The 22,749-nt window shown below is 60.5% G+C and carries 19 protein-coding genes; 18 read left to right on the top strand and 1 reads right to left on the bottom strand.

Annotated features, from left to right (window positions below; translation table 11 throughout):
• Window positions 1-21: 21 nt before the first annotated feature.
• A complete protein-coding gene (gene icd, locus MHH62_RS00745; RefSeq protein ID WP_005789095.1) occupies window positions 22-1,278 on the bottom strand; it encodes an NADP-dependent isocitrate dehydrogenase in 1,257 nt (418 codons plus the stop codon).
• A gap of 483 nt (window positions 1,279-1,761) precedes the next feature.
• On the opposite strand from icd, the gene MHH62_RS00740 reads away from it, so the two are divergent.
• The 18 genes from MHH62_RS00740 (at window position 1,762) to nuoJ (ending at window position 22,747) form a co-directional block, all read left to right on the top strand.
• Entirely contained in the window at window positions 1,762-3,987 is a 2,226-nt protein-coding gene (locus tag MHH62_RS00740) for an NADP-dependent isocitrate dehydrogenase (protein ID WP_339232228.1), read from the top strand.
• A 204-nt stretch (window positions 3,988-4,191) separates the two neighbouring features.
• A complete protein-coding gene (locus tag MHH62_RS00735; protein ID WP_014718904.1) occupies window positions 4,192-4,638 on the top strand; it encodes an NUDIX hydrolase in 447 nt (148 codons plus the stop codon).
• Between the two features lie 59 nt (window positions 4,639-4,697).
• Window positions 4,698-5,822: a tRNA 2-thiouridine(34) synthase MnmA gene (mnmA, locus tag MHH62_RS00730; protein ID WP_014718905.1), complete on the top strand. Its 1,125-nt coding sequence runs from the start codon at window positions 4,698-4,700 to the stop codon at window positions 5,820-5,822.
• A complete protein-coding gene (gene hflD / locus MHH62_RS00725; RefSeq protein WP_003192101.1) occupies window positions 5,819-6,442 on the top strand; it encodes a high frequency lysogenization protein HflD in 624 nt (207 codons plus the stop codon). The genes mnmA and hflD overlap by 4 nt, the downstream gene beginning before the upstream one ends.
• Before the next feature lie 125 nt (window positions 6,443-6,567).
• Window positions 6,568-7,938 (top strand): adenylosuccinate lyase, encoded by a 1,371-nt coding sequence (purB, locus tag MHH62_RS00720; protein WP_339232227.1) that lies wholly within the window; start codon window positions 6,568-6,570, stop codon window positions 7,936-7,938.
• An 83-nt stretch (window positions 7,939-8,021) separates the two neighbouring features.
• On the top strand, window positions 8,022-9,188 hold the full coding sequence (locus tag MHH62_RS00715; RefSeq protein ID WP_014718907.1) for a cupin domain-containing protein: 1,167 nt from the start codon (window positions 8,022-8,024) through the stop codon (window positions 9,186-9,188).
• A complete protein-coding gene (locus MHH62_RS00710) occupies window positions 9,181-9,603 on the top strand; it encodes a GNAT family N-acetyltransferase (RefSeq protein WP_014718908.1) in 423 nt (140 codons plus the stop codon). Before MHH62_RS00715 ends, MHH62_RS00710 begins: the two co-directional genes overlap by 8 nt.
• 210 nt (window positions 9,604-9,813) lie before the next feature.
• Entirely contained in the window at window positions 9,814-10,551 is a 738-nt protein-coding gene (locus MHH62_RS00705) for a secretin N-terminal domain-containing protein (RefSeq protein ID WP_014718909.1), read from the top strand.
• Window positions 10,552-11,044: 493 nt separating this feature from the next.
• Window positions 11,045-12,370 carry an isocitrate lyase gene (gene aceA / locus MHH62_RS00700; RefSeq protein ID WP_003174717.1) on the top strand — a complete coding sequence of 442 codons (1,326 nt, stop codon included), beginning with the start codon at window positions 11,045-11,047 and terminating at the stop codon, window positions 12,368-12,370.
• Window positions 12,371-13,013: 643 nt separating this feature from the next.
• Entirely contained in the window at window positions 13,014-13,427 is a 414-nt protein-coding gene (locus MHH62_RS00695) for an NADH-quinone oxidoreductase subunit A (protein ID WP_003192109.1), read from the top strand.
• A gap of 10 nt (window positions 13,428-13,437) precedes the next feature.
• Window positions 13,438-14,112 carry an NADH-quinone oxidoreductase subunit B gene (locus MHH62_RS00690; protein WP_003174719.1) on the top strand — a complete coding sequence of 225 codons (675 nt, stop codon included), beginning with the start codon at window positions 13,438-13,440 and terminating at the stop codon, window positions 14,110-14,112.
• A 71-nt stretch (window positions 14,113-14,183) separates the two neighbouring features.
• The gene (gene nuoC / locus MHH62_RS00685; protein WP_339232226.1) at window positions 14,184-15,968 is read left to right on the top strand and encodes an NADH-quinone oxidoreductase subunit C/D; all 1,785 of its coding nucleotides are present in this window, start codon (window positions 14,184-14,186) and stop codon (window positions 15,966-15,968) included.
• A gap of 2 nt (window positions 15,969-15,970) precedes the next feature.
• Window positions 15,971-16,468 carry an NADH-quinone oxidoreductase subunit NuoE gene (gene nuoE / locus MHH62_RS00680; protein WP_003232080.1) on the top strand — a complete coding sequence of 166 codons (498 nt, stop codon included), beginning with the start codon at window positions 15,971-15,973 and terminating at the stop codon, window positions 16,466-16,468.
• On the top strand, window positions 16,465-17,820 hold the full coding sequence (gene nuoF, locus MHH62_RS00675; RefSeq protein ID WP_005789119.1) for an NADH-quinone oxidoreductase subunit NuoF: 1,356 nt from the start codon (window positions 16,465-16,467) through the stop codon (window positions 17,818-17,820). The genes nuoE and nuoF overlap by 4 nt, the downstream gene beginning before the upstream one ends.
• A 135-nt stretch (window positions 17,821-17,955) precedes the next feature.
• Complete coding sequence (nuoG, locus tag MHH62_RS00670; protein WP_201914781.1) at window positions 17,956-20,670, top strand: NADH-quinone oxidoreductase subunit NuoG; 2,715 nt, start codon at window positions 17,956-17,958, stop codon at window positions 20,668-20,670.
• Window positions 20,667-21,674 (top strand): NADH-quinone oxidoreductase subunit NuoH, encoded by a 1,008-nt coding sequence (nuoH, locus tag MHH62_RS00665; RefSeq protein WP_003174724.1) that lies wholly within the window; start codon window positions 20,667-20,669, stop codon window positions 21,672-21,674. Before nuoG ends, nuoH begins: the two co-directional genes overlap by 4 nt.
• Window positions 21,675-21,685: 11 nt before the next feature.
• On the top strand, window positions 21,686-22,234 hold the full coding sequence (gene nuoI, locus MHH62_RS00660) for an NADH-quinone oxidoreductase subunit NuoI (RefSeq protein WP_014718911.1): 549 nt from the start codon (window positions 21,686-21,688) through the stop codon (window positions 22,232-22,234).
• Between the two features lie 9 nt (window positions 22,235-22,243).
• Window positions 22,244-22,747: an NADH-quinone oxidoreductase subunit J gene (gene nuoJ / locus MHH62_RS00655; protein ID WP_003174726.1), complete on the top strand. Its 504-nt coding sequence runs from the start codon at window positions 22,244-22,246 to the stop codon at window positions 22,745-22,747.
• Window positions 22,748-22,749: the final 2 nt, after the last annotated feature.

Here is a 22,749-nt window from a genome sequence, read left to right as displayed (position 1 = left end):
CGGCCGGTTTTCTCTGCCTGTTTACATATGCTTGATCAACGCATCACCAAACCCCGACGACGACACCAACGTAGCGCCATCCATCAGACGCTCGAAGTCATAAGTCACGGTCTTGGCCGAAATCGCGCCGTTGGTGCCCTTGATGATCAGATCCGCCGCCTCGACCCAGCCCATATGCCGCAGCATCATTTCCGCCGACAGGATCAATGAACCAGGGTTGACCTGATCCTTGCCCGCATATTTAGGCGCAGTACCGTGGGTGGCTTCAAACATTGCCACGGTGTCCGACAGGTTGGCCCCCGGCGCAATACCAATGCCGCCCACTTCCGCCGCCAGGGCGTCGGACAGGTAATCACCATTGAGGTTGAGGGTCGCGATCACGTCATATTCGGCCGGACGCAGCAGGATCTGCTGGAGCATGGCGTCGGCAATGGCATCCTTGACCACTACATTCTTACCGGTCTTGGGATTCTTGAACTGCATCCACGGCCCGCCGTCGAGCAGAGTCGCGCCGAACTCTTCAGCCGCCACCTCGTAGGCCCACTCCTTGAAGGCCCCTTCGGTGAACTTCATGATGTTGCCTTTGTGCACGATGGTCAGCGAGTCGCGGTCGTTATCCACCACATACTGCAAGGCCTTGCGCGCCAGGCGCTTGGTACCCTCTTTGGAGACCGGCTTGACGCCAATCCCGCAATCCTGGTCGAAACGGATCTTGGTAACACCCATTTCTTCCTTGAGGAACTTGATCACTTTGATCGCTTCCGGCGAACCAGCCTTCCACTCGATGCCCGCGTAAATATCCTCGGAGTTCTCACGGAAAATAGTCATGTCCACGTCGCCAGGCTTTTTCACCGGACTGGGCACGCCTTCGAACCAGCGCACCGGGCGCAGGCACACATACAGGTCGAGCTGCTGGCGCAGGGCCACGTTCAGCGAACGGATACCGCCACCGACTGGCGTTGTCAGCGGGCCCTTGATGGACACCACGTAATCCTTGACCGCATCCAGGGTTTCCTGGGGCAGCCAGGTGTCCTGGTCGTAGACTTGAGTGGCCTTTTCACCAGCGTACACCTCCATCCAGGAGATTTTGCGCTTGCCGCCGTAAGCCTTTTCAACAGCGGCATCGACCACCTTGATCATCACCGGGCTGATGTCGACGCCAATACCGTCACCTTCGATGTAGGGGATGATCGGTTGGTCAGGAACATTGAGAGAATGGTCTGCATTGACGGTGATTTTGTCGCCGACTGCCGGAACCTGAATCTTCTTGTATCCCATGCTGAACTCCATCTATGGATTGAACATCTGGCTGCGTTCGAGCCTACTCCAGATAAATGGCGACTGAAACCTCACGCCATGCTCATTTGCACCGAAAACAGCACATTTGGTGGCCTACAAGCCTGAAAGCAAAGGGAAAAGCGCCAATCTTGAGCACATCCCACCACCCCACGCACCTGCGACCTTTAGACCAATGGACGAGCCCCCTTTTGTATGAAGGCTCAGCGTAAGCATAGCGACCTATGTATAATGCCGCCGCTGACCAAAGAGTCACGACGGCGGACCGCTCTAGAACGTAGCCTTTCGCCAGAAAGCCGGACTATTACCATAGCCCACCCGCTTGACGCTCGACTGATGCAAACCAACATCACCGCGAAGAAACCTCGACATTTCGCTCATGGATGACTTTGAACGAACGCGCTCTACCCGGCGCATCTCGAGTTTCTGCGCACGCTTTCAGCAAAGAAGAGAGTTAATCCGAATATGCCCACCCGCTCGAAGATCATCTACACCTTCACCGACGAAGCCCCAGCCCTCGCCACCTATTCACTGCTGCCTATCGTAGAGGCCTTCACCGCTTCCGCTGATATTGCCGTGGAAACCCGCGACATTTCCCTCGCCGGGCGCATCCTCGCAAGCTTCCCCGAGCAACTGGGCACCAAGGCCATCCCGGACCACCTCGCCGAACTGGGCGACCTGGCCGTTACGCCTGAAGCCAACATCATCAAGCTTCCCAACATCAGCGCCTCGACCCCGCAGTTGCAAGCCGCGATCAAGGAACTGCAGGCCCAGGGCTACGCCCTGCCGGACTACCCTGAAACCGTAACCACCGACGCGGAAAAAGAAACCCGTGCACGTTACGACAAGGTCAAGGGCAGTGCCGTGAACCCGGTACTGCGCGAAGGCAACTCCGACCGTCGCGCACCGCTGTCGGTCAAGAACTACGCACGCAAGCACCCGCACAAGATGGGCGCCTGGGCTGCCGACTCCAAGTCGCACATTGCCCACATGAACAACGGCGACTTCTACGGCAGCGAAAAAGCCGTGCAGATCGAAACCGCTGACGCGGTCAAAATTGCGCTGGTTGCGAAGGACGGCACCACCACCGTCCTGAAGGAAAAGACCAGCGTTCAGGCCGGCGAAATCATCGACACCGCCGTGCTGAGCAAGAAAGCCCTGCGCAGCTTCATCGCCGCTGAAATCGAAGACGCCAAGAAGCAAGGCGTGCTGCTGTCGGTTCACTTGAAAGCCACCATGATGAAGGTCTCCGACCCGATCATGTTCGGCCAGATCGTTGCCGAGTTCTATAAAGACGCCCTGGCCAAGCACGCGACCGTGCTGGAACAGATCGGCTTCAACCTGAACAACGGCATCGGCGACCTGTACGCCCGCATCAAAGCCCTGCCGGCCGACCAGCAGGCGCAGATCGAAGCCGATATCCAGGCGGTCTACGCCGTTCGCCCTGCCCTGGCGATGGTCAACTCCGACAAAGGCATCACCAACCTGCACGTGCCGAGCGACGTCATCGTCGACGCCTCGATGCCAGCGATGATCCGTGACTCCGGCAAGATGTGGGGCACCGACGGCCAACTGCACGACACCAAGGCTGTGATCCCGGATCGCTGCTACGCCACCATCTACCAGGCGGTCATCGAAGACTGCAAGGCCAATGGCGCCTTCGACCCCACCACCATGGGCAGCGTGCCAAACGTTGGCCTGATGGCGAAGAAAGCCGAAGAGTACGGCTCCCACGACAAGACCTTCCAGATCAAGGCTGACGGCGTTGTCCGCGTCACCGACAGCCAGGGCAACCTGCTGATGGAACAGAACGTCGAAGCTGGCGACATCTTCCGCATGTGCCAGACCAAAGACGCGCCGATCCAGGACTGGGTCAAGCTCGCCGTCAACCGTGCCCGCGCCAGCAACACCCCGGCCATTTTCTGGCTGGACCCTAAGCGCGCGCACGATGGCGTGGTGGTCGAGAAAGTTCAGACCTACCTGAAAGATCACAACACCGAAGGCCTGGACATCCGCATCATGGCCCCGGTCGATGCGATGAAGTTCACCCTGGAGCGCACCCGCAAGGGCCTGGACACCATCTCGGTGACCGGCAACGTACTGCGCGACTACCTGACCGACCTGTTCCCGATCATGGAACTGGGCACCAGCGCCAAGATGCTGTCGATCGTGCCGCTGATGAATGGCGGTGGCCTGTTCGAAACCGGTGCTGGCGGTTCGGCTCCAAAGCACGTGCAGCAACTGCTGGAAGAAAACTTCCTGCGCTGGGATTCCCTGGGCGAGTTCCTGGCCCTGGCCGCGTCCCTCGAGCATTTGGGTGTGACGTACAACAACCCCAAAGCCCTGGTACTGTCCAAGACCCTGGACCAGGCCACCGGCCAGTTCCTGGACAACAACAAGTCGCCATCGCGCAAGGTCGGCAACATCGACAACCGCGGCAGCCACTTCTACCTGGCGCTGTACTGGGCACAAGCCCTGGCGGCCCAGACCGAAGACACTGCACTGCAAGCGCAGTTTGGCGAATTGGCCAAAACCCTGGCCGAGAACGAAGCAACCATCGTTGCCGAACTCAACGCCGTACAGGGCAAGCCAGTGGGCATCGGCGGCTACTACGCGCCGAACCCAGAGCTGACCAGCAAGGCCATGCGCCCAAGCAACACCCTCAATGCGGCGATTGCCAAGTTGAAGTAAGGTTGTAAGGATGCGAAGAAGCCCCGGCCCAGTGCCGGGGTTTCTGCTTGTAGGGACTTCATTGAAGAAACCCAATCCAATGTGGGAGCTGGCTTGCCTGCGATTGCAGTCTGTCAGTTCATACAGGCGTAGCTGACCCACCGCCATCGCAGGCAAGCCAGCTCCCACATTGAGCATGCCACCTTCCAGATACCGAGGTTCGCAATGACCTGGCTCCCCCACATCACCGTCGCCACCATCGTCGAAGACAACGGCCGCTTCCTGATGGTCGAAGAACTCAAGGGCGGCCGCGCCGTGCTCAACCAGCCCGCCGGCCATCTGGACCCGAACGAAACCCTGACCGAAGCTGCCGTGCGCGAAACGCTGGAAGAAACCGGCTGGGACGTGGAAGCTACCGGCATCGTCGGCATCTACCTGTACACCGCACCCAGCAATGGCGTCACCTATCAACGGGTCTGCTTTATCGCCAAGGCCCTGAGACACCGCCCGGACTATCAACTCGACGAAGGCATCCTGCGCGCCCGCTGGCTGACCCGTGACGAACTGATGGCCGTGCGCGACGACTGGCGCAGCGAGCTGATTATCCGCTGCATCGATGATTATCTGGCCGGCCAATGCCACAGTCTCGAATTGATCCGCCCTTCTCTTTAGCCTTGCGGGCCCAGGCCTGCTAGAATCGCGTCCTTTTTCAAGACACCCGTTGAAACCCTATGCGTGATTCAGCCCCTTCTGACACACAAAAGAAGCGCGTCATCGTCGGCATGTCCGGCGGCGTGGACTCTTCCGTTTCCGCCGTTCTGCTCATGGAGCAGGGTTATGAGGTGGAAGGCCTGTTCATGAAGAACTGGGAAGAAGACGATGGAACCGAATACTGCACCGCCATGGACGACCTCGCGGACGCCCAGGCCGTGTGCGACAAGATCGGCATCAAGCTGCACACCGCCAACTTCGCCGCCGAGTACTGGGACAACGTGTTCGAGCACTTCCTGGCCGAATACAAGGCCGGCCGCACGCCGAACCCGGACATCCTGTGTAACCGCGAAATCAAGTTCAAGGCCTTCCTCGACTACGCCATGATGCTCGGCGCCGACCTGATAGCTACCGGCCACTACGTGCGCCGTCGCGATATCGATGGCCGCACCGAATTGCTCAAGGGCCTGGACCCGAACAAGGACCAGAGCTACTTCCTGCACGCCGTCGGTGGTGAGCAGATCGCCAAGACCCTGTTTCCGGTCGGCGAGCTGGAAAAGCCCGAAGTGCGCAAAATTGCCGAGAAACACGGCCTGGCCACCGCCAAGAAGAAAGATTCCACCGGTATCTGCTTTATCGGCGAGCGGCGCTTCAGTGATTTCCTCAAGCAATACCTGCCGGCGCAACCGGGCGAGATCAAGACCACCGAGGGTGAAGTGATCGGCCGCCACCACGGCCTGATGTACCACACCATCGGCCAGCGCCAGGGCCTGGGTATTGGCGGTTTGAAGGACGCCGGTGAAGAGCCGTGGTACGTGCTGGTCAAAGACCTGGAAAACAACGTGCTGGTGGTCGGCCAAGGCAACGAGCACCCGCTGCTGTTCTCCGGCGCCCTGCTCGCTTCCGAGATCTATTGGGTCAACCCTATCGACTTGAGCACCCCGCGCCGCCTGACCGCCAAAGTGCGTTATCGCCAGAGCGACCAGCCCTGCACCCTGGAAAAGACCGCCACCGGCTACCGTGCCACCTTCGATGACCCGCAGCGCGCGGTCACCCCTGGCCAGTCCGTGGTGTTCTATGACGGCGAAATCTGCCTGGGCGGCGGCGTGATTGAAGTCGCGCAAGCCTGGAGCAACCCGGCATGAGCCCGACCCAGGAGCAATTGACGGCCCTTGGCGGTGTCTTTCTCGCTGCGGTACTGGTGGACAAGATCGCCAAGACCGGCCAGGTCACTGAAGCCGGCCTGACCTGCATGCTCGGCAGCCTGCTGATCCGCGATCCCAAGGACACCCTTGAGGTTTACGGCGGTGACGACCTGGCCCTGCGTGAAGGCTATCGCGCCCTGATCGGCGCCCTGGAGCGCGACCCCAGCACTCTGCAGCGCGAACCGTTGCGCTATGCCCTGTCGATGCTCGGCCTTGAGCGCCAACTGGCCAAGCGTGACGACCTGCTGGACACCATCGGCAAGCGCCTGCCGCAGATCCAGTCCCAGGTAGAACACTTCGGCCCGGCCCACGAAAACGTGATCGCAGCCTGTGGTGCGCTGTACCAGGACACCTTGAGCACCCTGCGCCAGCGCATCCAGGTGCACGGCGACATGCGCAACCTGCAGCAACCCAACAACGCGTCGAAAATCCGCGCCCTGCTCCTGGCCGGTATTCGTTCGGCACGCTTGTGGCGCCAACTGGGCGGTCATCGCTGGCAGTTGGTGATCAGCCGACGCAAATTGCTCAAAGAGCTTTACCCGTTGATGCGCAACGAATAAGTCGCACCAGCAGGCTGTTTTCAAGCCATTACGCGTAATACGCCGGTCAGTTGGCGACGGACCGGCGGATTTTTTCATGTATGATACGCGCCCCATTTCGTTGCCCGACTGTCCGAGAACACCCCATGCAGCTCTCTTCGCTCACTGCGGTTTCCCCTGTTGACGGCCGCTACGCCGGCAAAACCCAGGCCCTGCGCCCTATTTTCAGCGAGTACGGCCTGATCCGTGCCCGTGTCCTGGTTGAAGTGCGCTGGCTCCAGCGCCTGGCCGCTCACCCCGCCATCAGCGAAGTGCCGGCGTTTTCCGCCGAAGCCAACGCTGTATTGAACACCCTGGCGGAAAACTTCTCCTTGGAGCACGCCGAGCGTGTCAAAGAGATCGAGCGCACCACCAACCACGACGTCAAAGCCATCGAATACCTGCTCAAAGAGCAAGCGGCCCAACTGCCGGAACTGGCCCAGGTCAGCGAGTTCATCCACTTTGCCTGCACCAGCGAGGACATCAACAACCTGTCCCACGCCCTGATGCTGCGCGAAGGCCGTGATGACGTGATGCTGCCGCTGATGCGCCAGACCGCCGAAGCCATCCGCGAGCTGGCGATCCGTTTCGCTGCCGTGCCGATGCTGTCGCGCACCCACGGCCAGCCGGCCTCGCCGACCACCCTGGGCAAAGAACTGGCCAACGTGGTGTACCGCCTGGAGCGCCAGATCGCCCTAGTCGCCGCCGTGCCATTGCTGGGCAAGATCAATGGCGCCGTAGGCAACTACAACGCCCACCTGTCGGCCTATCCTGAGATCGACTGGGAAGCCAACGCCCGCGCCTTCATCGAAGACGAATTGGGCCTGGGCTTCAACCCCTACACCACGCAGATCGAGCCCCACGACTACATCGCCGAGCTGTTCGACGCGATTGCACGCTTCAACACCATCCTGATCGATTTCGATCGCGATATCTGGGGCTACATCTCCCTGGGCTACTTCAAGCAGCGCACTATTGCAGGCGAAATCGGTTCGTCGACCATGCCGCACAAGGTCAACCCGATCGACTTCGAAAACTCCGAAGGCAACCTGGGTATCGCCAACGCCCTGTTCCAGCACCTGGCCAGCAAGTTGCCGATCTCTCGCTGGCAGCGCGACCTGACCGACTCCACCGTATTGCGCAACCTCGGTGTCGGCTTTGCCCACAGCGTGATCGCGTACGAAGCCAGCCTCAAAGGCATCAGCAAGCTGGAGCTCAACGAGCAGAAGATTGCCGCTGACCTGGACGCGTGCTGGGAAGTATTGGCCGAGCCGATCCAGACCGTGATGCGCCGCTACAACATCGAAAACCCCTACGAGAAGCTGAAAGAATTGACGCGCGGCAAGGGCATCAGCCCCGAAGCACTGCAAACTTTCATCGACGGCCTGGACATGCCAGCCGCGGCCAAGGCCGAGCTGAAGCTGCTCACCCCGGCCAACTACATCGGCAACGCTGTAGAGCAAGCCAAGCGCATCTGATCCAAGCAAGCTCCTTTGAGACGCCCGGCCGCGCCGGGCGTTTTTATTCCTGTCTTAAAGTGCTTTTTTTCAATAGGTTACACATGAATCCTGATATCCCTCTTCAACTTCTGGGCGGCATCACGGCACGGGAATTCCTGCGCGACTACTGGCAGAAAAAACCGCTGCTGATCCGCCAGGCCATCCCTGACTTCGAAAGCCCGATCGACGCCGACGAACTGGCAGGCCTGGCCCTGGAAGAAGAAGTCGAGTCGCGCCTGGTGATCGAACACGGCGAGCGCCCGTGGGAACTGCGTCGCGGCCCGTTCGCCGAAGACGCTTTCAGCACCCTGCCCGAGCGCGAGTGGACCCTGCTGGTGCAGGCGGTCGACCAGTTCGTGCCGGAAGTGGCTGAGCTGCTGGAGCACTTCCGCTTCCTGCCGAGCTGGCGTATCGATGATGTGATGATCAGCTTCGCCGCGCCGGGTGGCAGCGTCGGTCCGCATTTCGATAACTACGATGTGTTCCTGCTGCAAGCCCAGGGCAAGCGCAACTGGAAGATCGGCCAGATGTGCAATTCCGAAAGCCCGTTGCTGCAACACGCCGACCTGCGCATCCTCGCCGAATTCGAAGAAAGCGCCGAATGGGTGCTGGAACCGGGCGACATGCTCTACCTGCCGCCGCGCCTGGCCCATTTCGGCATTGCTGAAGACGACTGCATGACCTATTCCGTGGGTTTCCGTGCACCGAGCGCCGCTGAAGTGCTGACCCACTTCACCGACTTCCTCAGCCAGTACCTGACCGACGAAGAGCGCTACACCGACGCAGACGCCCAGCCGGTCAGCGACCCGCACCAGATCCAGGGCGACGCACTGGACCGCCTCAAGGGCTTGCTCGCCGAGCACATGAGCGATGAGCGCATGCTGCTGACCTGGTTCGGCCAGTTCATGACCGAGCCACGCTACCCGGAACTGGTGGCCGGCGAAGAGTTGGGCGAAGAAGATTTCATCAACAGCCTGCAAGACGGCGCGATCCTGGTACGCAACCCGAGCGCACGCCTGGCCTGGTCCGAAGTGGACGACGACGTATTGCTGTTCGCCAGCGGCCAGAGCCGTTACCTGCCGGGCAAACTGCGTGAACTGTTGAAGCTGGTGTGCTCGGCCGATGCACTGCACAGCGAAAACCTGGGCGAGTGGCTGGCCGACGAAGACGGTCGCGACCTGCTGTGCGAACTGGTCAAGCAAGGCAGCCTGGGGTTCGCGGATGAATAGAATTCACGTAAGTGTCGCGGACTGGCGAAAGGATATCGACGAGATTCGGCGCATTCGTGAAGCGGTATTCATCGCTGAACAATCGGTCCCGCCTGAATTGGAGTGGGACGCGGACGATGCCGGCGCCATGCATTTTCTTGCATACGAAGGTGATTTCCCGATTGGCACCGCTCGATTGCTGCCCAGCGGCGAGATCGGTCGGGTATCAGTGCTCAAGGACTGGCGTGGGCTGAAAGTCGGCGACAAGCTGATGGAAGCGGTGATCGGCGAGGCGGTGAAACGCGGCCAGACCCGGCAATTCCTGAGTGCGCAGGTGTATGCGGCGCCGTTTTATGAGCGGCTGGGTTTCAAGATCGTCAGCGATGAGTTTCTTGAGGTCGGGATTCCGCATGTGGATATGGTGCGCGGGGACTGACCCGAGTCCGCGTCGCCTGCATCGCAGGCAAGCCAGCTCCCACATTTGACTGCATTCCAAGTGTGGGAGCTGGCTTGCCTGCGATAGCTATTTCAGCAACATCCTGAATGCCCTGCCTGCCAGGGCATTTTGCCGTCTACGATTCAACTTGCGCCCTGCCAGGCCGACAAACTGGCACTATCAAGCAAATGACTCGCAGAGATAACGGACATGTCCCTACGCACCCTGCTCACCGCCCTCGTGATGACCGTCAGCGCTTGCGCCATGGCCGCCACTGAAGTCGTCAACCTGAACAACCGCACCAGCGCCGACCTGCTGCCCGTGGCGCAGAACTTCATTGGCAAGGACGGCACCGTCAGCGCCTACGGCAACCAGCTTATCGTTAACGCTGAGCCCGCCAGGATCGAGGGCTTGCGCGCACTGCTCGGCCAATTGGATACACCGGCCAAACGTCTGCTGATCACCGTCGATACCAACGAGAACAACCAACAGAACAGTGGTGACAGCCAGACCCGCATCATCAGCTACGGCACTGCCAGCCGCGACGGTGGCGTGCAGCAGATCCAGGCCAGCGAAGGCGTGCCTGCGCTGATCCAGGTCGGCCAGAGCGTACCGCTGACCACCACGCAACAGGACAGCTACGGCCGTCTGCAAAACCAGACCCAGTATCGCAACGTCACCCAGGGCTTTTACGTGACCGCCAGCGTCACCGGCGAGACCGTACACCTGGCCATCAGTACCAACCGTGACCGCATGAGCCAGGAACGTCCCGATGTAGTGAACGTGCAAAGCACCGACACAACTGTCAGCGGCCGCCTGGGCGAATGGATTCCCCTGGCCGGCATCAATCGTGAAACCCAGGCGGACAAGTCCTCTACAACCCGCAGCTACTCTACTCAGGGCCGCGATGACCTGACTTTACGGGTCAAGGTCGACACCTTGAACTGAAGCACCGAAAACTGACTGGCAAGTCGCATTAGACTAAAGATGTAGTGCCAGAAAAAAAGCACTACAAAACATTTGACGAGCCAAAAAAGCATGGGCATGATGGCCTCGCTCCCGCTAATCAGGGGCCCTGGCAAGGGCCTTCGGATCGCCGCTCTAAGCTACCCACCTGAGCCGATTCGTGTCTGTACCGCCCACAAGGTGTGTTTGACGTTGGTTGCGACTGGAACGAAGTTGTCCCGAGGGACGGAAGCTAACCAGGTAACCCGGCTACACACTGATGGATCGTACAAAGGCCCACGACGCCCGAAGACCGTTCGCAGTTTGCCCTTACCTGCTCAACTCCCCCTTGAGCCCCATCGTTCATCCCGTCGCCTACCTCCGTCAGATTTGACTTGAACCCCAAAGCTTCTGGTCAGCGAGCAATCCTACCCAGGCAACGAATGCCGGGCTGGCAAACGGATACTTCAAACAAGACGCGACGAGGTTTTTCCCCATGGCACTGACACGCGAACAGCAAATTGCAGCCCTTGAAAAAGACTGGGCTGAAAACCCACGCTGGAAAGGCGTAACCCGCGCTTATTCCGCTGCTGACGTCGTCCGCCTGCGTGGCTCGGTCCAACCTGAGCACACCTTTGCAAAACTCGGCGCCGAGAAGCTGTGGAACCTGGTCACTCAGGGTGCCAAGCCTTCTTTCCGTCCCGACAAAGATTTCGTCAACTGCATGGGCGCCCTCACTGGCGGCCAGGCAGTCCAGCAGGTAAAAGCCGGTATCCAGGCGATCTACCTGTCCGGTTGGCAAGTGGCAGCGGACAACAACTCCGCTGAATCCATGTACCCCGACCAATCGCTGTACCCGGTGGACTCGGTGCCAACCGTGGTCAAGCGCATCAACAACTCGTTCCGTCGTGCCGACCAGATCCAGTGGAAAGCCGGCAAGAACCCAGGCGATGAAGGCTACATCGACTACTTCGCGCCAATCGTGGCAGACGCCGAAGCCGGTTTCGGTGGCGTACTCAACGCCTACGAGCTGATGAAGAGCATGATCGAGGCAGGCGCTGCCGGCGTGCACTTCGAAGACCAGCTGGCTTCGGTGAAAAAATGCGGCCACATGGGTGGCAAGGTACTGGTACCGACCCAGGAAGCTGTACAGAAGCTGACCGCCGCTCGCCTGGCCGCTGACGTTGCCGGTACACCGACCATCATCCTGGCCCGTACCGACGCCAACGCGGCAGACTTGCTGACCTCGGACTGCGACCCGTACGACCAACCATTCGTTACCGGCGAGCGCACCCAGGAAGGCTTCTATAAAGTGCGCGCCGGCCTCGACCAGGCAATCGCCCGTGGCCTGGCCTACGCGCCGTACGCCGATCTGATCTGGTGCGAAACCGCCAAGCCAGACCTGGACGAAGCACGCCGCTTTGCCGAAGCGATCAAGAAGGAGTACCCGGACCAACTGCTGTCCTACAACTGCTCGCCTTCCTTCAACTGGAAGAAGAACCTGGACGACGCGACCATCGCCAAGTTCCAGCGTGAGCTGTCGGCCATGGGCTACAAGCACCAGTTCATCACCCTGGCCGGTATCCACAACATGTGGCACAGCATGTTCAACCTGGCGCACGACTACGCCCGCAACGACATGACCGCCTACGTGAAGCTGCAGGAGCAGGAATTCGCTGACGCCGCCAAAGGCTACACCTTCGTGGCGCACCAGCAGGAAGTGGGCACCGGCTACTTCGACGACATGACCACCGTGATCCAGGGCGGCACCTCGTCCGTGACCGCGCTGACCGGTTCGACCGAAGAAGAGCAGTTCCACTAAGTACCGCGTACACGGCCACTGCGGCCCCACGGAAGACCTAACCGCAGTACCGCGCAACAATCACGCCCCGACTGGTTCGGGGCGTTTTTTTTGCCTAGGAATCACCGAAAATCAAGGGTGGGAGCTGGCTTGCCTGCGATGGCGGTGGGTCAGAGGCAGGTGTTTCAGCTGATCCGCCGCCACCGCAGGCAAGCCAGCTCCTACATTGACCGCCCCCTATCCATAGTTTTTTGCTAAAAACATTGATCCAGAGCGGTATCCGCGCACATCCGATCGGTTAAAAGAACCGTTGCGACAACTAAGCGACACTCAAGCAAGTAACGGTAACTTCCCGCGCCACATGAGAAACACTCGCTTACACCCCACGCAAACAATATTCATTATCATTTAGCGCCTGAAAACTTCGTTACCGCTTAAACAAAACATAATTGATGAAAAGCCCGCTAATGCCCACGCCACAAGGGCTACAGCCCCAAGAAGGTGCACTATGTGCTTATTCCACCGAATAATTTCGCCCTAGGAATTTTACTTGCCCGGTGTTTAGCCATAAAATCACCGCGATTGATTGCAGTGCGACATATCGTCACTGCATCGTTACTTTTTCGAGCTCAGAGACCTTTGCTCTCTGTTAAGGATTTCCAGCATGACCGACGCGACAGGACTCATGGCCCACAACTGGGGCTTTGCCATTTTCCTTCTCGGTGTTGTAGGCCTCTGCGCCTTCATGCTTGGCGTCTCCAGCCTCCTCGGGTCAAAAGCCTGGGGCCGCAGCAAAAACGAACCGTTCGAATCCGGCATGCTACCTACAGGTGGCGCCCGCTTGCGGCTCTCAGCCAAATTCTATCTGGTCGCGATGCTCTTCGTGATCTTCGATATCGAAGCCCTCTTTCTCTTTGCATGGTCTGTGTCCGTCCGCGAAAGCGGCTGGACCGGATTCGTCGAAGCTCTCGTTTTCATAGCAATTCTGTTGGCAGGTCTTGTCTACCTGTTCCGAGTGGGCGCCCTTGACTGGGCTCCGGAAGCTCGTCGCAAGCGGCAAGCGAAGCTGAAACAATGAGGCTTTGGCAATGCAATACAATCTCACCAGGATCGACCCGGATGCTCCTAACGAGCAGTACCCCATCGGCGAACGGGAAACCGTCTCCGACCCGTTAGAAGACCAAGTCCACAAAAACATCTACATGGGCAAGCTGGAAGACGTGCTGAGTGGCGCGGTCAACTGGGGGCGTAAAAACTCCCTGTGGCCGTACAACTTCGGTCTTTCGTGCTGCTACGTGGAAATGACCACCGCCTTCACGGCGCCCCACGACATCGCGCGCTTTGGCGCCGAAGTGATCCGGGCCTCGCCGCGCCAGGCGGATTTCATGGTTATCGCCGGTACCTGCTTCATCAAGATGGCGCCGATCATCCAGCGCCTCTATGAGCAAATGCTCGAACCAAAGTGGGTTATCTCCATGGGTTCGTGCGCCAACTCCGGTGGCATGTACGACATCTACTCGGTCGTTCAAGGGGTGGACAAGTTCCTGCCCGTGGACGTCTACGTGCCTGGCTGCCCGCCCCGTCCCGAAGCGTTCCTGCAAGGCTTGATGCTGTTGCAGGAATCGATTGGCAAGGAGCGTCGCCCACTGTCCTGGGTGGTCGGTGATCAAGGCGTTTATCGCGCCGAGATGCCGTCTCAAAAGGAACAGCGCCGCGAACAGCGAATCGCAGTCACCAACCTGCGCAGCCCCGACGAAGTCTGATCCAGCCCGCTTCTTTTATAGAACGAAAACCTGGCTTCATTCTTTACGTTGACCGAAAGCGATAAAAAACCATGACTACAGGCAGTGCTCTGTACATCCCGCCTTATAAGGCAGACGACCAGGATGTGGTTGTCGAACTCAATAACCGTTTCGGCCCTGACGCCTTCACCGCCCAGGCCACACGCACCGGTATGCCGGTGCTGTGGGTGGCGCGTGCCAGGCTCGTCGAAGTCCTGACCTTCCTGCGCAACCTGCCCAAGCCGTACGTCATGCTCTATGACCTGCATGGCGTGGACGAGCGTCTGCGCACCAAGCGCCAGGGCATGCCGAGCGGTGCCGATTTCACCGTGTTCTACCACCTGATGTCGCTGGAACGTAACAGCGACGTGATGATCAAGGTCGCCCTGAGCGAGAGCGACCTGAGCATCCCGACCGTGACCGGTATCTGGCCGAACGCCAGCTGGTACGAGCGTGAAGTCTGGGACATGTTCGGCATCGACTTCCCTGGCCACCCGCACCTGACGCGCATCATGATGCCGCCGACCTGGGAAGGTCACCCGCTGCGCAAGGACTTCCCTGCCCGCGCCACCGAATTCGACCCGTACAGCCTCAACCTCGCCAAGCAACAGCTTGAAGAAGAGGCGGCGCGCTTCCGCCCCGAAGACTGGGGCATGAAGCGCTCCGGCACCAACGAGGACTACATGTTCCTCAACCTGGGCCCGAACCACCCTTCGGCCCACGGTGCCTTCCGTATCATCCTGCAACTGGACGGCGAAGAAATCGTCGACTGCGTCCCGGACATCGGCTACCACCACCGTGGCGCCGAGAAGATGGCCGAGCGTCAGTCCTGGCACAGCTTCATCCCGTACACCGACCGTATCGACTACCTCGGCGGCGTGATGAACAACCTGCCGTACGTGCTCTCGGTCGAGAAGCTGGCCGGTATCAAGGTACCGGACCGCGTCGACACCATCCGCATCATGATGGCCGAGTTCTTCCGCATCACCAGCCACCTGCTGTTCCTGGGTACCTATATCCAGGACGTCGGCGCCATGACGCCGGTGTTCTTCACCTTCACCGACCGTCAGCGTGCCTACAAGGTCATCGAAGCCATCACCGGTTTCCGTCTGCACCCGGCCTGGTACCGCATCGGCGGAGTGGCCCACGACCTGCCGAACGGCTGGGAACGCCTGGTCAAGGAATTCATCGACTGGATGCCCAAGCGCCTGGACGAGTACCAGAAAGCCGCGCTGGACAACAGCATCCTCAAGGGCCGCACCATCGGCGTCGCGCAGTACAACACCAAAGAGGCCCTGGAATGGGGCGTCACCGGTGCCGGCCTGCGTTCCACCGGTTGCGACTTCGACCTGCGTAAAGCACGCCCGTACTCCGGCTACGAGAACTTCGAGTTCGAAGTACCGCTGGCGGCCAATGGCGATGCCTACGACCGTTGCATCGTGCGCGTCGAAGAAATGCGCCAGAGCCTGAAGATCATCGAGCAGTGCATGCGCAACATGCCGGCCGGCCCGTACAAGGCGGATCACCCGCTGACCACGCCGCCGCCCAAAGAGCGCACGCTGCAGCACATCGAAACCCTGATCACGCACTTCCTGCAGGTTTCGTGGGGCCCGGTGATGCCGGCCAACGAATCCTTCCAGATGATCGAAGCGACCAAGGGTATCAACAGTTATTACCTGACGAGCGATGGCGGCACCATGAGCTACCGCACCCGGATTCGTACCCCAAGTTTTGCCCACTTGCAGCAGATCCCTTCGGTGATCAAAGGCGAGATGGTCGCGGACTTGATTGCGTACCTGGGTAGTATCGATTTCGTTATGGCCGACGTGGACCGCTAAGCATGAACAGCACGCTTATCCAGACAGACCGTTTCACCTTGAGTGAAACCGAGCGCTCGGCCATCGAGCACGAGCTGCATCACTACGAAGACCCGCGCGCGGCGTCGATCGAAGCCCTGAAGATCGTCCAGAAGGAACGTGGCTGGGTGCCCGACGGCGCCCTCTACGCCATCGGCGAGATCCTCGGCATCCCCGCCAGCGACGTTGAAGGCGTGGCGACGTTCTACAGCCAGATCTTCCGCCAACCGGTGGGCCGCCACATCATTCGTGTGTGCGACAGCATGGTCTGCTACATCGGTGGCCATGAGTCCGTGGTCAGCGAAATCCAGGCCAAGCTGGGCATCGGCCTCGGCCAGACCACCGCCGACGGCCGCTTCACGCTGCTGCCGGTGTGCTGCCTGGGCAACTGCGACAAGGCGCCGGCGTTGATGATCGACGACGACACATTCGGTGACGTACAGCCTGCTGGCGTGACCCAATTGCTCGAGGGCTACCCATGACCCTGACCTCTTTCGGCCCGGCCAACCTGATCAAGCGTTCGGCCGAGACCCACCCGCTGACCTGGCGCTTGCGTGACGACGGCGAGCCGGTATGGCTCGACGAATACCAGGCCAAGAACGGCTACGCCGCTGCGCGCAAAGCTTTCGCCGACATGGCCCAGGACGATATCGTCCAGACCGTGAAAGACGCCGGTCTCAAGGGCCGCGGCGGCGCAGGCTTCCCCACTGGCGTGAAGTGGGGCCTGATGCCCAAGGACGAATCCATCAACATCCGCTACCTGCTGTGCAACGCGGATGAAATGGAGCCCAACACCTGGAAAGACCGCATGCTGATGGAGCAACTGCCCCATCTGCTGATCGAAGGCATGTTGATCAGTGCCCGTGCGCTCAAGACCTACCGTGGCTATATCTTCCTGCGTGGCGAGTACACCACCGCCGCCAAGCACCTCAACCGTGCAGTGGCAGAAGCCAAGGCCGCTGGCCTGTTGGGCAAGAATATCCTCGGTTCCGGTTTTGACTTCGAACTGTTCGTGCACACCGGCGCCGGGCGTTATATCTGCGGTGAAGAGACCGCACTGATCAACTCCCTCGAAGGCCGCCGCGCCAACCCGCGTTCCAAGCCGCCCTTCCCCGCCGCCGTGGGCGTGTGGGGCAAGCCGACGTGTGTGAACAACGTCGAGACCCTGTGCAACGTGCCGGCGATCATCGCCGACGGCGTGGACTGGTACAAATCCCTGGCCCGCGAAGGCAGCGAAGACATGGGCACCAAGCTCATGGGCTTCTCCGGCAAGGTCAAGAACCCTGGCCTGTGGGAACTGCCATTCGGCGTGACCGCACGCGAGCTGTTCGAGGACTACGCCGGCGGTATGCGCGACGGCTACACCTTGAAAGCCTGGCAGCCAGGCGGCGCCGGCACCGGTTTCCTGCTGCCCGAGCACCTCGATGCACAAATGTATGCCGGCGGTATCGGCAAGGTGGGCACCCGGATGGGTACCGGCCTGGCGATGGCGGTCGACAACACCGTGAACATGGTCTCGTTGCTGCGCAACATGGAGCAGTTTTTTGCCCGCGAATCCTGCGGCTTCTGCACCCCATGCCGCGACGGCCTGCCTTGGAGCGTCAAGCTGCTGATGGCCCTGGAAAATGGCGAAGGCCGCGAGGGCGACATCGAAACCCTGCTGGGTCTGGTCGGTTTCCTCGGCCCAGGCAAGACTTTCTGTGCTCACGCACCAGGCGCCGTGGAGCCATTGGGCAGCGCAATCAAATACTTCCGCTCGGAGTTCGAAGCCGGCATCGCGCCCACCAGCGCCGCCGTCCCGCCTCTGGCGAAGCCGATCGTAGTCGGCGCGTAACGCTTAAACAGGCGAAGGGTCCGTGCCCTTCGCCTGCTCATGTGCTGACGCCGTAAAGGCTGTGTAGATGCACATGAATAACAAGATTCCATTAGCCACGCCCGCTGACAACGGGCCAACGAAGAACTTTGAACCATGGCCACTATCCACGTAGACGGCAAAGCGCTCGAAGTCGATGGGGCGGACAACCTGTTACAGGCGTGTCTGTCACTCGGCCTCGACATCCCGTATTTCTGCTGGCACCCCGCGCTTGGTAGCGTCGGTGCCTGTCGCCAGTGTGCGGTCAAGCAATACACCGACGAGAACGACACCCGTGGTCGTATCGTCATGTCCTGCATGACCCCAGCCACCGACAACACCTGGATCTCCATCGACGATGAAGAATCCAAGGCGTTTCGCGCCAGCGTTGTCGAATGGCTGATGACCAACCACCCCCACGACTGCCCGGTCTGTGAGGAAGGCGGTCACTGCCACCTGCAAGACATGACGGTGATGACCGGCCACAACGAGCGCCGTTATCGCTTCACCAAGCGTACCCACCAGAACCAGGACCTCGGCCCGTTCATTTCCCACGAAATGAACCGCTGCATCGCCTGCTACCGCTGCGTGCGCTTCTATAAAGACTACGCCGGCGGCACCGACCTCGGCGTGTTCGGCGCCCACGACAACGTGTACTTCGGTCGCGTTGAAGACGGCGTGCTGGAGAGCGAGTTCTCCGGCAACCTCACCGAGGTCTGCCCGACCGGTGTGTTCACCGACAAGACCCACTCCGAGCGCTACAACCGTAAGTGGGACATGCAATTTGCGCCGAGCATCTGCCATGGCTGCTCCAGCGGTTGCAACATCTCCCCGGGCGAGCGCTACGGTGAACTGCGTCGTATCGAAAACCGCTTCAACGGTTCGGTCAACCAGTACTTCCTGTGCGACCGTGGCCGTTTCGGCTATGGCTACGTCAACCGCGAAGACCGCCCACGCCAGCCCCTGCTGGCCGATGGCGCCAAGCTGAGCCTGGACGCAGCGCTGGATAAGGCTGCCGACCTGTTGCGCGGGCGCAATATCGTGGGTATCGGTTCGCCACGCGCCAGCCTCGAAAGCAACTTCGCGTTGCGCGAGCTGGTAGGTGCCGAACACTTCTACTGCGGTATCGAAGCCGGCGAGCTGGAGCGCATCCGCCTGGTTCTGCAAGTGCTGAACGACAGCCCGCTGCCGGTTCCGAACATGCGCGACATCGAAGACCACGATGCGATCTTCGTACTCGGTGAAGACCTGACCCAGACCGCTGCACGCATCGCGCTGTCGCTGCGTCAGTCGGTCAAAGGCAAGGCCGAAGAAATGGCCGACGCCATGCGCGTACAGCCTTGGCTCGACGCCGCCGTGAAGAACATCGGCCAGCACGCGCTGAACCCGCTGTTTATCGCCTCCCTGGCTGAAACCAAGCTCGACGACATCGCCGAAGAGTGCGTGCACGCCGCGCCGGACGACCTGGCCCGCCTCGGTTTCGCCGTGGCCCACGCCCTCGACGCCAGCGCACCCGCCGTTGAAGGCCTGGACGCTGAAGCTGCCGAGTTGGCCCAGCGCATTGCCGACGCCCTGCTGGCGGCCAAGCGTCCGCTGATCATTGCCGGTACCTCGTTGGGTTCCAAAGCGCTGATCGAAGCCGCCGCCAACATCGCCAAGGCCCTGAAGCTGCGCGACAAAAATGGCTCCATCAGCCTGGTGGTGCCGGAAGCCAACAGCCTGGGCCTGGCCATGCTCGGTGGCGAGTCCGTGGACACAGCGCTGCAAGCCGTGACCGACGGCCGTGCCGACGCCATCGTGGTGCTGGAAAACGACCTGTACACCCGCACCGCTGCGGCCAAGGTTGACGCGGCACTGGATGCGGCCAAGGTGCTGATCGTCGCCGACCACCAGAAGACCGCCACCAGCGACCGCGCCGATCTGGTGCTGCCAGCCGCCACCTTCGCCGAAGGCGACGGTACCCTGGTCAGCCAGGAAGGCCGCGCCCAGCGCTTCTTCCAGGTGTTCGATCCGAAGTACATGGACGCCAGCATCCTGGTGCACGAAGGCTGGCGCTGGCTGCATGCCCTGCGCGCCACCCTGCTGAACCAGCCGATCGACTGGACTCAGCTCGACCACGTGACCGCTGCCACCGCCGCCAGCGCGCCGCAGCTTGCTCGTATCGTCGATGCCGCGCCGTCCGCCGCGTTCCGCATCAAGGGCCTGAAACTGGCACGTGAGCCGCTGCGCTACTCCGGCCGCACCGCCATGCGTGCTGACATCAGCGTGCACGAGCCGCGTACCCCGCAAGACAACGACACCGCGTTTGCCTTCTCCATGGAAGGTTACTCGGGTTCGGCCGAACCGCGTCAGCAGGTGCCATTTGCCTGGTCGCCGGGCTGGAACTCGCCGCAGGCCTGGAACAAGTTCCAGGACGAAGTCGGTGGTCATATCCGCGCTGGCGACCCAGGCACTCGCCTGATCGAAAGCAGCGGTGACTCGCTGAACTGGTTCGCTGCCGTACCGCGTCCGTTCAACCCGGCGCCGGGTACCTGGCAGGTCGTGCCGTTCTTCCACCTGTTCGGCAGCGAAGAGACCTCTTCCAAGGCCGCGCCGGTTCAAGAGCGCATTCCTGCCGCCTATGTGTCCGTGGCCAAGTCCGAAGCCGACCGCCTGGGTGTCAACGACGGCGCGCTACTCAGCCTCAACGTCGCCGGCCAGACCTTGCGTCTGCCGCTGCGTATCAATGACGAGCTGGGTGCCGGCCTGGTTGCACTGCCTAAAGGCATCGCCGGTATTCCGCCTGCCATTTTCGGCAAAACCGTTGACGGTCTGCAGGAGGCAGCGCAATGACTTGGTTCACGCCGGAAGTAATTGACGTGATCATCTCGGTGGTCAAGGCCATCGTGATCCTGTTGGCCGTGGTCGTCGCGGGCGCCCTGCTCAGCTTCGTCGAACGTCGCCTGCTGGGCTGGTGGCAGGACCGTTACGGTCCGAACCGCGTTGGCCCGTTCGGCATGTTCCAGATCGCTGCCGACATGCTGAAAATGTTCTTCAAGGAAGACTGGACCCCGCCGTTTGCCGACAAGGTGATCTTCACCCTGGCACCGGTGGTCGCCATGAGCGCCTTGCTGATTGCGTTTGCGATCATCCCGATCACCCCGACCTGGGGCGTGGCGGACCTGAACATCGGCTTGCTGTTCTTCTTCGCCATGGCCGGTTTGTCGGTATACGCGGTGCTGTTCGCCGGTTGGTCGAGCAACAACAAGTTCGCCCTGCTGGGCAGCTTGCGTGCCTCGGCGCAAACCGTATCCTATGAAGTGTTCATGGGGTTGGCACTGATGGGCATCGTGGTGCAGGTTGGCTCGTTCAACATGCGCGACATCGTCGAGTACCAGGCACAGAACCTGTGGTTCATCATTCCGCAGTTCTTCGGCTTCTGCACCTTCTTCATCGCTGGCGTGGCCGTGACTCACCGTCACCCGTTCGACCAGCCGGAAGCGGAACAGGAACTGGCCGACGGTTACCACATTGAATATGCCGGCATGAAGTGGGGCATGTTCTTCGTCGGTGAGTACATCGGCATCATCTTGATCTCGGCCCTGCTGGTCACGCTGTTCTTCGGCGGCTGGCACGGTCCGTTTGGCATCCTGCCGCAGTTGGCCTTCTTCTGGTTCTTCCTGAAGACCGCGTTCTTCATCATGCTGTTCATCCTGCTGCGCGCCTCGATTCCGCGCCCGCGTTATGACCAGGTGATGGATTTCAGCTGGAGATTCTGCCTGCCGCTGACCCTGATCAATTTGCTGGTGACGGCTGCCGTCGTGTTGTTGAACACGCCCGCTGCCGCGGTTCAGTGAGGATTTGACCCATGTTCAAATATATTGGCGACATCGTTAAGGGTACCGGTACCCAGTTGCGAAGCCTGGTGATGGTGTTCGGTCACGGCTTTCGCAAACGCGACACCCTGCAATACCCCGAAGAAGCGGTGTACCTGCCGCCGCGCTATCGCGGCCGCATCGTACTGACCCGCGACCCCGACGGCGAAGAGCGTTGCGTAGCCTGCAACCTGTGCGCCGTGGCGTGCCCGGTGGGTTGCATCTCCCTGCAGAAAGCTGAAACCGAAGACGGTCGCTGGTACCCGGACTTCTTCCGCATCAACTTCTCGCGCTGCATTTTCTGCGGCCTCTGCGAGGAAGCTTGCCCGACCACCGCGATCCAGCTCACACCGGATTTCGAGATGGCCGAGTTCAAACGTCAGGACCTGGTGTACGAGAAAGAAGATCTTTTGATCGCAGGTACCGGTAAAAACCCTGATTACAACTTCTATCGTGTTGCAGGTATGGCCGTTGCCGGTAAGCCAAAAGGCGCCGCACAAAACGAAGCCGAGCCGATCAACGTGAAGAGCTTGCTGCCTTAAGGAAGAAAGATGGAATTCGCTTTCTATTTCGCATCGGGTATTGCAGTGGTGTCCACGCTTCGCGTGATCACCAACACTAACCCCGTGCACGCCCTGCTCTACCTGATCATTTCACTGATCGCCGTGGCCATGACCTTTTTCAGCCTCGGCGCACCGTTCGCCGGTGTGCTGGAAGTGATCGCCTACGCCGGCGCCATCATGGTGCTGTTCGTGTTTGTGGTGATGATGCTCAACCTGGGGCCGGCTTCGGTCGCCCAGGAGCGCGTCTGGCTCAAGCCCGGCATCTGGCTCGGCCCGGTTGTCCTCGCCGCCTTGCTGCTGGGTGAACTGCTGTATGTGCTGTTCGCTCACCAGAGCGGCCAGGCCATCGGCCACACCACCGTAGACGCGAAAGCCGTGGGCATCAGCCTGTTCGGCCCGTACCTGCTGGTGGTCGAACTGGCTTCGATGCTGCTGCTCGCCGCAGCCATCACTGCCTTCCACTTGGGCCGCAACGAAGCCAAGGAGCAATGACG

It is taken from the genome of Pseudomonas sp. FSL L8-0168, assembly GCF_037976155.1.
GTDB lineage: Bacteria > Pseudomonadota > Gammaproteobacteria > Pseudomonadales > Pseudomonadaceae > Aquipseudomonas > Aquipseudomonas paracarnis.
This window is presented reverse-complemented; position numbering and strand designations above follow the sequence as displayed.